Genomic DNA, 16,211 nt, shown 5'->3' on the forward strand with positions numbered 1-16,211 from the left:
GTTCGCATATTAGCACCCTCTATGTCACGATCGCGCCAAAGGATGAGTTAGCCTCTCCGCAGTTTGGATATGGTTAAGCTGACCAGGCCGCTGGCTACGAGGTAGATCGAGGACAGCTCGGGGACCTGATTCAGTGCGGGGTCTGGGCTCAGGATTTTGAGGTTCGGCCCAAAGCTTCCTGGAGTGTTGGGGGGATAGGTGTTGGTTGCGAAGAGCGGAGTGGCTGGAGGAGCTCCGTAATAGCCGTAGACCGCGGTGTCGAGCGTCAGCCCGAATTGGGAGGTGAATCCCTCCGCCTGGGTGAAGTAGTGTTCGCCGGTGAAGAACTGGGAGACGATCTGATATTGGGTGAAGGCGGCGAGGGTTAAGGGCGAGGAGAGGTCGGTGTAGGTGAAGGTGGTGCTGGTTCCCCCTCCGCCGACGGTTGTGACACTTACCAGTGCGCCGGGTAGTGCCTGTTGGGTGGCAACGTCGAACAGCGCGACGGTGTGGGTGGCGTTGTATCCGTCGTTGATGTAGCCCAGCGCGGTGACTGTGATTGGAGCGCTTCCGGTTGTGAAGTTGTAGCCGAGCTCCGCGGTGTCATTGTCATCGATGCGGTAGAGGGACGACGTGAAGCTGAAGGCGGCGATGGAATCGGCATAGGCAGGAACTGTGGCCAGAACGGCAAAGAGGCAGACAGAGGAGATGCATAGCCGAGAGAGGGTGAGAGAGCCAAGGAATCGTTTCATTTTTCTTCTCCGTAAAGCATTTATCCTGGACCCAGAATCGCTTCAAACCACGGATACCAGGCAAAGCAACAGAAGTTCCAATGTCTAGTCATGATGCAATTCGCGCTCCATTGCAAATTAATGCGATGTGACCTATTTGCAGGTCAGGTAGGGTAAGGGCTAGCGAGTTGAAGTTGCACGATCTTGCACAGAATATGCTGGATTCATCGGGTTAAAACTGTAGGCGGACAGAGAACCTGGGATTTTGGACAGAGAAGGTGAGACAAACCAACTGATATTAGCGCCGGATAGAAATGTCCTACTCTCGCCCGATAGAAATGTCTCGAGTAACCTCCTAGGTCTGTGCCTGGGAGACCGACGGACTATGGGTTGGGTGTTAATGAGCGAACGTGACGTACGGCGCATTGAGGTTTTGACGGAAGTACTTTCGGGCCGACGGACTGTGGCTTCGGCTGCGGTCGTGTTGGCGATCACCGTCCGGCAGGTCAACCGTCTGCTGATCCGGTTTCGTGAGGACGGTGGCGGCGGGCTGATCCACAAGGGCCGAGGCAAGTCTTCGAACCACAGCCTGTGCGATGGCATTCGCGGGTACGTGCTTGACATCCAGATAGGCCGTGAGACCTTACGGACATGGATGCTGGAGGAAGGCCTCTGGCTTTCGCGCAAGCAGCGCAGGAGCTTCCACCAGCCGCGCCTCCGTCGCGAGAGCTATGGCGAGCTAGTCCAGATTGATGGAAGCGATCACCGCTGGTTCGAGCAGCGAGGCGAGCCCTGCACGTTGCTGGTCTTCATCGATGATGCAACCAGCAAGCTGATGCAGATGCGCTTCGTGCCCAGCGAGAGCACGGACTCCTATTTTGCTGCGCTCGAGGGATATGTAAACGATCATGGCTGCCCAGTTGCGTTTTACTCGGACAAGCACACCGTCTTCCGCGTCAACAAGCCGGATGCGAAGGGCGGTTCGGGGATGACGCAGTTCGGCCGTGCCCTGGCGGAGCTCAACATCGAGATCCTGTGCGCCAACTCGAGCCAGGCCAAGGGCCGCGTGGAGCGGGCGAACCGCACCTTGCAGGACCGGTTGGTGAAGGAACTGCGCCTTGCTGATATCAGTGACATGAGTGCCGGCAACGCCTTCCTGCCCGGCTTCATGAAGCACTTCAACGAGAAGTTTTCGTTACCCGCAGTCAAGGCTGAGAACCTGCATCGCAGGCTGAACGTGCCGGCTCCTCGCCTGGCCGACATCCTGTGCCACCGCGAACTGCGTCACGTTGGTCAGCAGCTCACTCTCGCCTATGACCGCAGGCAGATTATTCTTGAACGAAATGATCTGGTGGACGGGTTGGCAGGTCAGTACGTCGAGGTCTATGACTTCGCGGATCGTCCGCTCGAGGTGCGATGGAAAGGCCACTCGCTTCCCTATCGCGTCTTCAGCAAAGACCAGCGCGTCAGTCACACGGCCATCGTCGAGAACAAGCGGTTGAGACATGCACTCGCTACTGTGAAGGCGCAGCAGGACATCAAGCGATTGCCTGAGATCATGACCAACAGTGACAAGATCGGATACAAGAAGCGCCCGCGCCAAGTCTATGGGCCAGACTACAAAACAGAACTCGCCGCGACTCCAACGGTGGAAATGACGGCCTGATGGGAAGAGTGGAACGATGAAACTGTCCCACTCTTCCCACAGTCCTTGGAAATCACCAAGTGCGGTGATTTCACACATTCCCACCGCACGACGACTACGAGTCATAAGAAGGATCTATACTGACATTTCTATCCGGCGCGCATAGAGACATTTCTATCGGGCGCCAACAACAGAGCACGCTAAGAAAATTGCGTGTCAATAACATCAATAACTTACAAGAAGAAACATTGCACACCGGTACGACAAGCGACGCGTCCCACTAAGTGGTTTGTTTTCTGTATCTATTGACCGTTACCGTACTTTATCGTCCGAATTCTGAAACGACCCCCTATACCGCCGGAAAACAGGGCAGCGGAGCCCCTGGCCCTTACCCCGGCCCAGAGTTTGCTGCGCAAGCGGGTGCTGGACGCGGTCGCCTCGGCTCATTCTAAGCGCAACTACGCCCGGGCCCTCGACGACCTCTTCGCCTTCTGTGCCAGCCGGCCTCTCTCCCGGTCCTTATTAATGGAGTGGCGGGCTGCGATGGAGTCGCTCTCCCCCTCGACTATTAATGTCCGGCTCTCGGCGGTGCGCAAGATGGTCGGCGAAGCTCGGCGCGCCGGCATGATCGGGCAGGAGGAGGCGGCCAGCCTGACCGACATCCCCAACATCAGCCAGAAGGGAACTCGGTTGGGGAACTGGCTGACCCGCGAGCAGGCCAAAGAGCTGCTGGCCGTTCCCGACCGCTCCACCCTGAAGGGCAAGCGCGACTACGTGATCCTGGCGCTTCTGGTCGGCTGCGCTCTCAGGCGCAACGAGCTGGCCGAGCTCGAGGTCGAGACCATCCAGCAAAGAGAGGGGCGCTGGGTACTGGCCGACCTTGAAGGCAAAGGTCGGCGCATCCGGACGGTAGCCATCCCGATCTGGGTGAAGCATGGCATCAACGCCTGGGATGACCGCGGGCATCGAAGATGGCCGCCTGCTGCGCTCGGTCTCGAAGAGCGGGAAGGTGAATCGCGAGACCCTGAGCGACTGGGCGGTCTGGTCGGTAGTTGAACAGTCATCCAAGCAAATCGGCATCGAGCGCTTCGGCGCCCACGACCTGCGCCGTACCTGCGCCAAGCTGTGCCGCAAGAACGGCGGGGATCTGGAGCAGATCAAATTCCTGTTGGGGCACTCGTCGATCCAGACCACCGAGCGCTATCTGGGCTCCGAGCAGGATATCGAGATCGCGGTGAACGACAACCTTGGACTCTAGTGGAGACCGCGATTTCTCGCGGATTTTGGGGACGCCGCAATTTTGCGAGCGGATACGATAAGAAGGGATGGTGCGATGACAGAAGAATTGCGCAAAAGCCGTTGAAGCCGACGAAGGTGCATCCCAGCTTCTTCACAATCTTCGCGACCTCATCCAGAATGCTCGACAGAGGGCATTGCGGGCCGTCGATGCCGTTCAGGTACAGACCTGCTGGGAGATCGGCCGTCATATCGTGGAGTTCGAACAGGGCGGCGCGGCACGGGCGGAATATGGAGCTCGGCTGCTGCAGACATTGGCTTCGTCGCTCGCCGCAGAGTTCGGAAGGGGGTTCGACGCCTCCAATTTGCGTTATATGCGCCTGTTTTACCAGGCCTTTCCAATTCGTGACGCATTGCGTCATGAATTGAGCTGGACCCACTACCGCGCCCTTCTGAGGGTAGAAAGCGATTCAGCTCGGCAATGGGATATGAACGAAGCCGCGGGTCAGGGCTGGACGACGCGCTCGCTTGAGCGCCAAATCAGCACCCTTTATTACGAACGACTTCTGGCAACATCAGACCGCACTGTTGTCGAGAACGAAGCCAGAGGCAACCTGGCAAACAAACCCACAGAAACAGCAAGCGACGAAGTAGCATCGAAAGGAAAGCCGTCATGGTTGGCTAGCTCTCGAAGGGCCATTGGATTTTTGGGCGTCCGCCATCATTTGAAGTGCCGCTCGTCTGCACTTCTCGATGAGCGTCTTCGGGTCGATTCCGGTTGCTTCGACGTTTCGACCGGCGCGGTCGCGCCCAAATGCTCGGTAAACACCAGCCGAAACCTCGTCGGCGTCGAATGACCAATCTGGAAGATCTGGAAACGTGCGTGTCATAGGATTACGGGTTCAGTGGTTTGATGATTCCACGCTTCAAGAGGGTGTCCAAGTTTACGGGCGTTCTGTACTGCAGACCGCCGCCCGGCTGGTTGAACCAAGGCGCGACTTTTCCCGATTGAACCTCGAACGGCTTTGCGACCTCAAACGTCCGCAACGGTTGGCCCGCAGTTCCAGGCGGGAGCGAGCGTGCCAAGTCCGCTGTTCCTTGCGGCGAGAAGAACCTGGAGTATCCGCTTCCGCCGTACCGGTCGATTATTTGTCCCGGCATCAAGAATGTTCGTTCTGTGGCGCCTGCGAACCCGGCGTTCTCAGGATAGAACTTGGTCAGCGCGGTGACTTCTGTCTTTGCGGCCTGGCTTGCTCCGCTCCTTGCGGCCTGGCTTGCTCCGCTCTCGGCGACGCCTTGAGGCGTCGAGGAGCCGCCGCTTCGTATGAGCACACGACTTGCGCGCGCAGTTCCGACGAAGCTTCCCAGGCCCCATCCGAAGACGGCCGCGTCGAAGAGAGCGCCGGCCTTTTCCCCGGCGATGGCTGTGACTGCATGGGGCTTTGGCTCGCCCGTGATCAATTCATGTGCACCTCGGGCCGCATAGATGGCGCTGACGAATCCGCCCACCACGCAAGGCAAAAGGCCCGTCGCTCCGCAGACTGCAGCTGCACCCATTCCCGCTAAGACAACCTCCCCTGCTCCGCGAGCTCGAACCCCAGCGTCGAGGCCGTCGGGGTCGATGTAACGGACGGGGTTGTTGAGGCTGAAGGCGTAGAGGCTGGCGGCGCGGGGGGCGCCGGCGGCGGCGTCGGGGAGGACGCGGGAGAGGGGGTCGGCCTGGGTCCAGGTGAGGCTGAGGCGGTCGTAGTACCGGGCCCCGTAATAGGAGAGATGGGAGAGCTCGTCGTGCTCCTTGCCGTTGAAGCGGCGGTGGAAGTCGGTGGCGGCGGGGCCGAGCTCGTAGAGCTGCTCGCCGAAGGGGCCGTAGCCGTAGCGGGCGGCGCCGGCCGCGGGCGTGCCGATATCGGTGCGCATCGCGGTGAGGAGGTTGCCCAGGACGCCTCCGTATAGGAGCTCGAGCGTGGTGGTGCCGCCGGCGCGGTGGATCCGGGCCGCAGGACCGCCGCCGAGCGGGACGAAGACGTCCGACCGGCTCTGCACGGCGCTGCCGCCCACGGTGTACTCGATCTCGCTGGCGCCGAACCACTGACGCAGCCGCGCCGGCGCGCCAGCGGTGGCGGTCGAGTAGGCCAGCACCCGCTGGCCGGTGTGGTCGTAGTAGGCGATCTCGCTCGCCGGGTTCGGCCCTGTCCGCAGGGTCTCGCGCAGGCGGTCGTCGCCGTCGTAGACGAAGGTGTGGCTCTCGGGGCCGTAGCTGCGGCTGGTCAGGTTGCCGCGGGCGTCGTAGCCGAAGGTGCCGGTCGGCTGGCCGGCCACGACCGGAACGAGCGCACGGACCGCCGCCGGATCGGACGGGGGCGACATCGGCTGCAGGTCGTCGTCGTAGACGTGGGTCACGTCGCGGGGACGGACTTCGGGGGACCCCGTGCTCGACGCCAGGTCGGCGTGGCGGATGCGCCCGGCCGGCGTGTACTCGAAGTTCGCCGCGTACAGGGGCGGGTTCGCGGTCGCGGCGTCCGAGCTGAGCGCGCTCACGATCTGGTGCTGCGAGTCGTAAGCGTGGTCGATCGACGTCGCGCTGAACAGGTCGGTGACCCGACCCACGTTCCCGGACTCGAGCCAGGCGAGCCCCTCGCCGCCTTCGACCGTTCCGGACAAGGCGCACACGCGACCGGCGTCATCGCTGGTGACGACCGTGGCTCCGGCGCAGCGGCGGATTGCCTGGTAGGTGACTCGCCCGAGGGCGTCGTACGACCAGGTCTGCCCGTGCGCGAACCTCGAGAACCGCACGGTGGCAAGGCCCGCCTGGTTGCGGTCTACCTGGATCAGCTTGTTGCGGGCCGCGATCGACGTGCGATACGCGGCGAGTTCCCGGCCGGCCGGGTCGTAGGTGTGACGGGTGACGGTCGGCGCGCTCGGCACGCTCGGCACGTCGGCGTGAATGACCTGCGTGGGCGCTCCGAGGGCGTTGTACTGCACCGACATCGACCGGGTGCTGGCCAGGCTGACGCCGGCGGGGCGGATGTCAAAGCGGCGCCACTCGGTCGCGGGCAGGCCCTCGGCCGAGTAGGCGTAGCTCACCCGGCCGAACGGCAGGGCCACGGTGGTGAGGCGACCGATGCCGTTGGCAAAGGTAGGCTCGTCGTACACGTAGTGGGTGGCGCCGAGCGAGTAGCGCTCGGCGCTGTCCGACAGACCGCGGGGCGCCGGGCTGGAGGATGTCAGCCGATCGAGCGCATCGTAGGCCCAGGTGGAGGTGTACTCGACCGCCGGCAGGCCATCGCCCGGCGTCACCTCGGACTCGAGGTTGCCGTTCAGATCGTAGCCGTAGGTCCAGGTCCGGCCGGCACGGGTGATCCCGATTCGGTGCCCGACCCAGTCGTGGGCCATCGTGGTCGCCAGCCCGTCCGCGTCAACGATGCCGTCGAGGTTGCCGTTCGCGTCGTGGTGGTAGGTCGTCACCGCGTCGCCGCCTGCTCGCGCTTCGACCACCTGGCGCAGCCGACCGAACGGGTCGACCCGTTCGGTCACCACCATCGGCACCGAGCCATCGGCCGGCGCCGCCGAGGACAGGACCTGACGCCGCGTGGTCGCCAGGCCGTCGTAGGTGAAGCTCCAGTCGGACGTCCCGGGCGCGTCGGCCAGGAGCACCCGTCCCATCGCGTCATGCTGGTAGGCGTAGGTCGCGGTGCCGGTGCCGGTCGGGCTCGGCGTGGCGTAGGAGACCGCGTTACCGCCCGCGTCGTAGACGTAGGAGCTGGCCTGCCAGGTGCCCGCTCCGGTCTGCAGCCGCTCGACCAGCGGCCGGCCCAGGCCGTCGAAGGTGACATCGCGGCGCACCGACGTGCCCGCGGCGTGATCCAGCTTGCTGTCGGTTGTGACCCGGTTGGGGACGACCGCGTCGTCGTAGGTGACGCTCTGGACCACGCGCACGGTGAACCCCGGGTCGGTCGTGCGCTCGATCGTCTTGACCCGGCCGAGCCCGTCGTACCTGGTGAGCTCGACCGGCGTGCCCTGCGACTGGATCGGCCCCTCGCGGCGCACGAGGGCGCCGGTATGCAGGTCGTGGAGGACCCAGACGACGTGAGCCGAGCTGGTGCCCGTCACCAGCTCGTTGCGCAGCTCGGCCGGATGGACGCCGTACTCGTCGTAGCGGACCTCGGACCACAGGTCGTCCTCCGCCTGCTCCGGCTTCTGCACGTGGGTCCGATTGCCGCTCATGGTATCGAACTGCGCCCGGGTGGTCGCAGAGCGGGTCGGCGAGGACCAGACGGTCGACTCGATCGGCGTGCCGAAGTCGCTGGCATCGTACTTAACCCGGCTGCGGCCGACCAGCTTGGCGTTGGACCAGGAGGCGCCGGTGGCGCGATAGCGCCTGACGTCGGTCGACAGCAGCTGGTATCGGTCCGCGGCGTACAGGACCGTCTCCCCCAGGGCCGCCCCGCGATCGTCCGGCGCGGCCGGCGCGGCCGACTCGGTCTGCCGCTCGCCGCGGAGGACGTACATGATGGTCGAGGCGCCCGGCGCGGCTACCGCGCCGGCGGTCGGCAGGTCGCTCGTCGTCATGGTGCTGTACGCCAGGGAGGTCGCCAGCTTGGGTTGATAGCTCCGCGTCGTCCGCCGCAGGGCGCCGCGGGTGCGACAATCGTCCTCCTGCGCCCCGGCGGGCAGCGCTTGGGTGGTGGCATCACAGGTGTGCTGGCGGGTGTCGACGTCGAGGTACACCGACACCGCCATCCCCAGGAGGTGCCCCGCGCGCCAGTCGTGACTCTCCAAGGAGAGGAGATCGCCGGTCTCGTCGAAGACGAGCTGCTCGCGCAGCCGACCGCTGTGGTCCAGGTCGTAGGCGTAGCGGTCGACCGTCCGGGTGCCGTGGCCCGACGCGTTGAGCGCGCTGACCTGCTGGACCTCCTTGAAGCCACGGAAGCCGTACCGTCCGTGGGGGTCGCGGTTCACGACCGGTGACGTGTACGAGTAGCTGGTTGTCGACGCTACGGCCGCGCCGCCGCTGGCGCTCGGCCCCGGCTCCACCGTCATGCGCTTGACCACCCACATCGGGCTGCCCAGGATGCTGTCGCCGTCACGCTCGATCAGGTCGCCGTCGGCGCTGGAGCCGTACTCGAAGCGGACGTTCAACCCCCGACCGTTATTGACCGAGCGCAGGAAGCGCAGCCCCTGGCCGGCGGCGTCCCCGGGATCGTGGAGCACATCCCTGCTGGTCCCGCATAAGTCGTACGCATACTGGTCGAACCCTCCTCCTTCCTCCGTGGGCGCGCAGGCGGTCCCCAGGGCGCCGACGTTGGGGAAGCTGTCCGGCAGGCCGTCGTTGTTTAGGTCGCGTGCGTCGGACGCGTTGCGCCACTTCGCCCCGTTGGACAGCACGATGTGGGCCAGCCCGTCGTGCCAGGCGTTCGTGGCCGGGGTCGGCGCGACCGCGTGGAAGAAGTCGCCCTGGTTCACGTTCACCGCGACCGTGCGGGACGCGGTGGCCCACGGGTTGCGCTGGTTCTTGTCAGGAGAGGGCAGCCCCACGACATCCACCAGCCCGTCGGAATCGAAGTCGAAGGACCGAAGGACGCTCTTGCTCCAGCCAATCTCGAGGTTGCCGCCCAGCGGCTCGGTCTTGAGCACGACGCTTTCCTCGCGCGAGATCGTCGGGATTGCGGTCGAGAGCCGCGTGCGGGTCAGCTCGAACCCGCTCCCGGTATTGAAGTAGGCGGCGAGGATCTGTTGGTTATCGAGTCGCTCCTGCACGACATAGTCCGGGAGACTGTCGCCGTTTATGTCGACAAGCGACGCCCGGGTCTCGGTGAAGCGCCGGTGCGGGAACTGGGTGACCAGGTCCATGGTGTCTGTGCTTGAGAAGGCGACGCGCGACGGTTCGCCGTTGATCTCCTGCGGGTGCTCCACGTCCGGCATGGGCCAGGTCCACGGGCTGCCGTCGGCGCGAGCCTGAAAGCCCCCGGCGCAGTCGCCGCGCCACACCTGGAGATCGCCGCTCCATTCGGGGTCGACGTGCTCGGGCCACTGCCACAGCGCGTCGGGGCAGGAGTCTCCGTCGAGATCGAGGACGGCGTGGAACGATGACGCCGGGATCCCGGTGTAGGTGGCGGTTCCCCGGTCGCTCTCGAACGGCACTGGCGAGTAGCGATAGCTGGCGCCGGAGAAGACCGGCGACGCGCCCTTCGACAGCCGGTACATCCGCAGAAGGTAGGAGATGCCTGTCTCCGAGCCATTCTCGCAGTGCTCCGGCAGGTAGCGACAGTTCGCATTGCTCCCGGGACCCACGGCCGGCGAGGTCTCCGCGCCGACGTCGCCTGGCTGCCACTTCGGGCCGAACCGCCCGCTACTCGAAACCTCCGAGCGACAGATGGAGCAGCCGGCAAGGCTGTTGTTATTCACGTTGCAGCTGTTGACGCTGCACGGACATGACGCGTTCCACTGCTCGTCGCTACAGGGGGCGTTGGTGCAGCCGACGCAGCCCGCCTCACGGCACGTGTTCTCGCCACACGCCGGCGGGGTCACGGCGATCGGCGCGAAGAGCCACGTCGGCCAGGATCCCGTGCACGCAGCCATGTCGCCGTTCGACAACCTGCACGAGAACGGCTGCGCTGGACAGCTGGCCGGTGCCCCGCCGTACCGCGCGTGATACAGCACGGCTTTTTCCGCGTCGTCCGCCGGCCGGTAGGTCCCCGGCTTGTAGTCGGTCGACGAGAGCAGCTCGACGACCCCGTCGCCGTCGACGTCCATCAGGCGGAAGGCGCTGTAGTTCGACGCAATCGACGAGCAGGAGAACTGCGGCTCGACCGGCGTCGAACGTCGCGCCATTTGGTAGCCGAGGTTGCAGCCCTCCTTCCAGGCGAAGTCGCCGGTGCCAAGCGAGGGTCCCCCGGCGCTGTTCGTCGTGCTGCTCCGCCACGGCATCGTGGGCCAGCCGGGATCGAGCGGGGTGACCCCGGCCAGCGACGGATTGCTGGCCGCTCCCCGGAAGTACTGCGTAGCGCAGGTCTGCTGGTTGGTCGACTTGAGCAGGTCGAGGAAGCCATCGGCGTCAAGGTCCACCAGCATCGTCCGCAGGCTGGGCCACCCTCCGGCGTCGTTCGGTTCGAGCCGGCGATCGCCGCTCTCGAGCGAAGTATGCGCCGGGGCACCGGGAGTGGGATCGCGCGGCAGCTTGCCCTGAGCCACCTGCTGCAGGGTTCGCCCAGGCGTGCCGTAGTCGAACGAGATCGGCGGCAAGGTCTGGCTCACGCCGCTCGCGCTCCAGACCGTCTCGTCGATTCGGCTGAGCAGCCTCAGGGTGCCCCGCGGCTGATTGCAGTCGAGCGCGGCAGCGTCATACCGCAGCGCGATCTGCCTTCGCGTGGTGAAGCTCGTGGAGCTGGACCGGGACTGGATCGTGATTCCGCCGAGCAGGGCGGCGCCCAGGTAGGTGCGCACGCCGCTCTTGAAACTGAAGCGCGCCCCGCGCGGCACGCTGCTGCCCGGACAGGGGGCGCTCCTGCCGTACTTGAACAGGATCCGCGCGTGGCTGCGCAGGGTCGGGTTCCGGGTGTACTCGATCGACGCGATGGCGATGTCGACAGGCACGTTCGTCGTCATGCCGCCGTGAGCCGAGCCCATCATCTTCTGGTAGGTGTACAGGACCTCGTTGCCGAAGGGATCGACCGCTCGGGTGAGGAACCAGCGGGCCCCGTCGCGCGACTCGGGCGCCTCGCCGAAGTAGAAGATCCGGCCGCTGGGAGCGAGCGCGCGGAAGAACGGGGGCAGCGCGCCGACGCCGGTGGAGGCTGGGTACTCGTAGCGCACGTACGAGGCATCGTTCTCCGCGCGCAGCGCGATCCAGTTTCCGGACGCGCCCGGCTCGCTCACCGGTATCAACCGCTGTCCGCCGGCCAGGCTGCTCCTGAATCGAGCGTGGCGCCGGATGCTCGGCTCGACAGTCTCGAGGAGGTGCCCGGAGCTCGTGTCGATCTCAATCGACGGCAGCTGCAGCGACCATCCGGCGGCGACGCCGCCGCGCATCGGGTTCTGCGACGAGTAGTCGAGGCTGAGCGATGGCTCCATGCCGGCGCGCCCCGGTGGCACCACTATGGGAAATCGGTATGCGGCGGCGCCGGTCGATCCGGACACCGAGTAGCTGCCGCTCGGGATCTCGACGGCACGCTGAATGCTCGGTCCCTTGGCCGGCGCACCCGCGGTGAACACGTCGCCCACGTGCGCGTGAATCGCGAGCACGAGGCCGAACACCGCCAAAAGGATGGGTCCGGCGAGGGCCACCGATCTCCATTGTTGCTTCATGAGGGTTCTCCCGGGTCGGCGTTCGCTTCAGCGGCAACGGGCGAGCTTCGTCAGTCTCGAGGCCAAGGTGGCGCACTCGAAAATCGTGTGTCCCGCTCCAGGCACTCGGCCATGAGCAGCCCCTTTATCGAGCGGCGCAGCGCACCGCATTGCTTCTCGACCTCACCGGGCGGCAGCTGCCCCGGGCCGGAACCCACAGCCGTGCCGCTCGTGAGCAAGGCTTCGACCCACTGGCGACATCTCACGGCCAGCGATGATACACCCCAGGCTGTAGCGTGGGGAATTAGCAAAACGACACACTACGACAAAAAAATCTGAAAGCGACACGATAGACCATCTTTCGCTAGAGAGCCACTTCATGATGAGGTGTGGATTTCGGCGATCCGATGCAAGGCTGCGAAAGCCGCATCGTTCGTACTTTTCGGACCGGGTAATCCTAATCGAAGGTGCAACGCAGCGTGCGAAGGAGATTGGCCGTGTCAAGGCTTACGCCGCGTCGGGTAGTCCGTCCCGATTCCGCAATCAGATGGAGGCGTTTTTTGGCCCGAGAACAAATGACATACAGCAGCTTCGATTCCTGATCTTGCGCTACCTCTGTTGGCTTGGTGTAGATAACATTCCAGTGCGGCACATAGCCGCGTAACAGCCCGAATGCGATCACGGTATCGTATTCCTCGCCTTTGACCCCGTGGCACGAGTTGATCACGACGCCGGATGGATGATTGAACAACCGTTGAAAGCTGCCGATATCGCGAGGCAACCTTTCCTCCACGTTGGCGAAATGCTCTTCCGCTTTCCCGAAAAACCCCTCATAGGCCTGTTTCAATGCGAGGCAGGTTTCGACATCGAGTGCGATATGCCGCAAGAACTGAGCGAACACATCGGACAGAAACATCAGGCCATCTGTCTCGATCGATGAAAGGCTGTTCAGCAAGCGTAAAAGCCGTCGCGGCGTGCGAATGTTTTCTGGAGGTTCGAAGGCGACGATGTGCCGTAATTCTGTGATGGCTTCCCCCGCCCACTGCGTCCGGGTTCGGGTCCTTTTAGGCGAGGGCCGCGTGAGAACGAGCCGGGCAATCTTAAACCAGAAGTTCTCATAGGAACTGTGAAGAGGCGAAAGACCCGGCGCGTCAAAGTCGACTTCCGGCAGCAATCCCACAAGTTGCCGCGCTAAAGGCTTGATATGGTCCCACTGCGGTGCGATGACGCAGATGTCTTGTGCTGCCACGCCGGCCATCAGCGCAGCGCTGATCCGCTCTGCTATCGCTGCCGCTAGGCGATCCTTGCCTATCGTCAGATTGTCGAACGTGACATGCCCCAACTCAGCCGCGCCCGTTGAGAGTCCGGTGATAATACCCACCGTTGGACGGAACTGACGGTACAGGTCGATGATTCTTTGGGTCGATCGGTAATTGCCATGAAGTTCGAGGTGCCTGATTCCGGGCAGGTCGAATTCCTCTGCGATCAGCTGCGGCGACATGCTCATCGCGCCGAGCGATTCGTAGATCGACTGGTGCTCATCGCCAACGAAGAATAGCGCCGGTTTGTTCCTGGCGGCTTTGTAGATCGACGACAGGATGGCAAATTGCAAATCCTGGATGTCCTGCACCTCATCCACGCAGATCACCCGCGTAATGGCGCCAACGGTCGCGGCAATCTCCGGGCGGTCCTGAAGCAACCGAAAAGCCAGATAGAGCACGTCGTCAAAATCGATCACCTGCAGGCGGCGCAGTTCTGCCTTGTAGGCCTGATAGACATCTCTCGTAACAGTAGTGTCGTTGCAATCCGCGCCGTCGCGCTTTCTAGCGGTACTCACCGCGTCGAACCAATTCAGTCCCGCCGACCGTTTGAGGCTGGTCAGTAAATTCCGGGCAAAATATTCGTTCACCACCGTAAAGCCGTGGCGAAGCTCTGCACAATATGGCGCGTAAGGGCGGAGTATCCATTCGAGCGCGAAGCTGTGTATGGTTCCGGTCCACAACCCTTCAGCTTCGATATTCTGCTCATCTAGTCGCGCAAGAATTTCATCTGCTGCGCGGTTCGTGTACGTCAGGGCGATAACGCGTCCCTGCCGCGTCCCGCGTTCATCGAGCGCTCTCAACACCCGCGCCGTCAGCACGCGCGTTTTCCCGCTGCCGGGACAGGCCGTGACCACGATATTGCCCTCTGCGTTGACAGCCTCGCGCTGCTCGTCGTTCAGCTTGATCATTGTGCTTGAAAGACTTCGAGATAACCGCAAAATTCACTGAAATCGTCGTTAGGCAGCAGGAGGCTGAACGTGGTCACGTAATCGCCCGTGGGAAAGGCCTCCATCAGCGGTTCCGGAGACGCGCGCACAGGGTTGTCGCTCGCCATGATTCTTTCAATCCGAAACTCTGCCATCCGCTGCAATGCGCGCGGCTGAACGCTTTTATGGCAAGCAAACGCCACAGCTTCGAGAATGTAGCTCGGTATGATCGTCCATTCGTTCAGCTGTTCAGCCAGCAAAACGGCGAACCAACCCTTCCCCTCGCGCTCGGCCAGCCGCAAAATCTCGGTTGCGGCGACGCCGTCCTCGGCCGAGTTCAAAGCTATACGACTTCGCTCTCGCGCCGCGGCATCGACATAGATTTCAGCGAGCAATCTGGTGACAGCCGGTGCATTCGTATTGTGGATGAAATCGACTTCGAACGTACATTCGGCAAAGAATGGTTTAACCCACGGGTTACCATTGGCGCTGATCTCCAATGCCCGGCGCCGCTGCTCGCCGGCTGCCTGTGCCCGGCGCGCATGTGCCTGATCCCTGTCATCGGTCATCGGATCGGCGGGCAGATGAATAAAAGCCTCGTCGCCATCGGTAAGGATCGCGCAAGGCCGCTTTATGCGATTGTCAGCGAAGAGTAAAGAGATATGCTCGAAGAACGCCGAGCTCATCGAGATCACGCTAAACCCGAGTTCGTCCGGTGTCGAGCCCAGCACGGCTTCGAGCATGGCCGGAATCATTACCAGTTCGGCATCGCCTTCGACCAGGAGAACGCCTTTGGCGAATAGCAATGTCGAGCGCACAGCGTCGAGATAACGTTCGACGCGCTGCAACTCCCTGTCGGCAAGATTATCGGCCGGTTGATAGACCTCGGCATAATCGTTCATCTTCGCCAGCACATTGACGCTTGTAATTCTCGCCGCCGATGAAATGTGCGTCGAATGGGTGGAAACGATGACTTGGGTGTTTTCGCATGGCAGGTTAGCGAAGAGCGTTTTCTGGATGTGCGTGTGAATGTGCGCTTCGGGCTCTTCTATCAAAAAGAAATGCGCGACCCGTTCCGTCGCGCGCTTGCGCTCGTATTCCAGGAGCTTCAGCGATAGATAAATCAGATTGGCGGCGCCGAGGCTCTGTTCATGCAATTCTCCCTTGTAGCCTGACGTAGAGTCATCGCCAATCAGTAGGCCAAGCTTCTGCAGAAGCCGCTCCATCGTATCGGGCAGCGACGATGTTATATCCACGTTGGGGCCGTATGTGTGACCTACAGCCCTTTTCAAAGCGCGCTCTATGTCGCGCGCCAGTGTCTTGATCTCGTCCAGCGAGGAGATGTCGCTATTCAACTTGCGTATCTGATCGGTGATACCGGACGCTTTTTCGATCTGGATGTCAGACTCCATCCCTCGCAAAAGCGCAAGGAGGGGATTACCGCGGAATCCCCGGAGATCGCTGACGGCATCGCGAAGAGCGCGCACGAAGGTGCATGCGATTTCCGGATAGATCGGCGCTATGCGCACGCCAAGTTCATCCGCGTTTTCTGTATCGGGATCTGGGCAAGTCGCCGCTGTAAAGTCTCCTACCCAACGGGCATAGGTCGCGTCATCCAAACAATCGCCTGTAGCCCGCCCGGTGAAAATCGCTTCATAATCGTCAATCGAAAGGCCGGCCCGATACTTCGTCTGCGATTCAGCGTCGCCATTAAGCTCGAACAGCTTTTTGCGCACTTCTTTTTTGGGCCGGAATAGGTAGGTACAGGTGCCGGTCTGCGTACCGTCCATGTGGGCAGCGACGTGGCGCAACATCTGGCAACCCTCCGAAGCGTCGAGCTCGGCAAAAGTTGCAGCTATAACGATCCACTGGCCGCGCCAATCGCCGAGCGCGCGGCAAAAATCCGTGTCTTTCAGGTAGATCGCGTTGCGTTCCAGATTCTCGTCCAGCAGCAGACGGAGGGCTTGAAATACATTCGTCTTCCCCGATCCGTTTTCACCGATCATAGTGTTGACGCCGGGCTTGAAACGAAACCTCGCCTTTGTGAAGTTCCGGTAATTCCTTATGCGAAGCTCTGTGATGTGCATGG

The 16,211-nt window shown here is 62.7% G+C and carries 8 protein-coding genes; 4 read left to right on the forward strand and 4 right to left on the reverse strand.

Going from position 1 to position 16,211, the window contains the following annotated elements; all coding sequences use genetic code 11:
* Positions 1-47 precede the first annotated feature (47 nt).
* Positions 48-731 (reverse strand): DUF4082 domain-containing protein, encoded by a 684-nt coding sequence (locus BDD14_RS26740; RefSeq protein ID WP_130423919.1) that lies wholly within the window; start codon positions 729-731, stop codon positions 48-50.
* 364 nt (positions 732-1,095) lie between these two features.
* Between BDD14_RS26740 and BDD14_RS26745 the strand changes: the two genes are divergently transcribed.
* The 4 genes from BDD14_RS26745 (at position 1,096) to BDD14_RS26755 (ending at position 4,448) form a co-directional block, all read left to right on the forward strand.
* Entirely contained in the window at positions 1,096-2,376 is a 1,281-nt protein-coding gene (locus BDD14_RS26745; protein WP_341273332.1) for an ISNCY family transposase, read from the forward strand.
* 399 nt (positions 2,377-2,775) lie between these two features.
* Entirely contained in the window at positions 2,776-3,411 is a 636-nt protein-coding gene (locus tag BDD14_RS33875) for a tyrosine-type recombinase/integrase (RefSeq protein ID WP_341273335.1), read from the forward strand.
* Entirely contained in the window at positions 3,365-3,613 is a 249-nt protein-coding gene (locus BDD14_RS33880) for a site-specific integrase (RefSeq protein ID WP_278045541.1), read from the forward strand. Before BDD14_RS33875 ends, BDD14_RS33880 begins: the two co-directional genes overlap by 47 nt.
* A gap of 151 nt (positions 3,614-3,764) precedes the next feature.
* Positions 3,765-4,448 (forward strand): DUF1016 N-terminal domain-containing protein, encoded by a 684-nt coding sequence (locus BDD14_RS26755; protein ID WP_130423923.1) that lies wholly within the window; start codon positions 3,765-3,767, stop codon positions 4,446-4,448.
* A 37-nt stretch (positions 4,449-4,485) separates the two neighbouring features.
* On the opposite strand, the gene BDD14_RS26760 is transcribed toward BDD14_RS26755, so the two are convergent.
* From BDD14_RS26760 to BDD14_RS26775, 3 genes are all read right to left on the reverse strand, one after another.
* A complete protein-coding gene (locus tag BDD14_RS26760) occupies positions 4,486-11,895 on the reverse strand; it encodes a glycohydrolase toxin TNT-related protein (RefSeq protein WP_130423925.1) in 7,410 nt (2,469 codons plus the stop codon).
* Positions 11,896-12,331: 436 nt separating this feature from the next.
* Positions 12,332-14,104 (reverse strand): UvrD-helicase domain-containing protein, encoded by a 1,773-nt coding sequence (locus BDD14_RS26770; RefSeq protein WP_130423929.1) that lies wholly within the window; start codon positions 14,102-14,104, stop codon positions 12,332-12,334.
* Entirely contained in the window at positions 14,101-16,209 is a 2,109-nt protein-coding gene (locus BDD14_RS26775) for an ATP-dependent nuclease (protein WP_130423931.1), read from the reverse strand. Before BDD14_RS26775 ends, BDD14_RS26770 begins: the two co-directional genes overlap by 4 nt.
* Positions 16,210-16,211: the final 2 nt, after the last annotated feature.

Source organism: Edaphobacter modestus, from assembly GCF_004217555.1.
Lineage (GTDB): Bacteria > Acidobacteriota > Terriglobia > Terriglobales > Acidobacteriaceae > Edaphobacter > Edaphobacter modestus.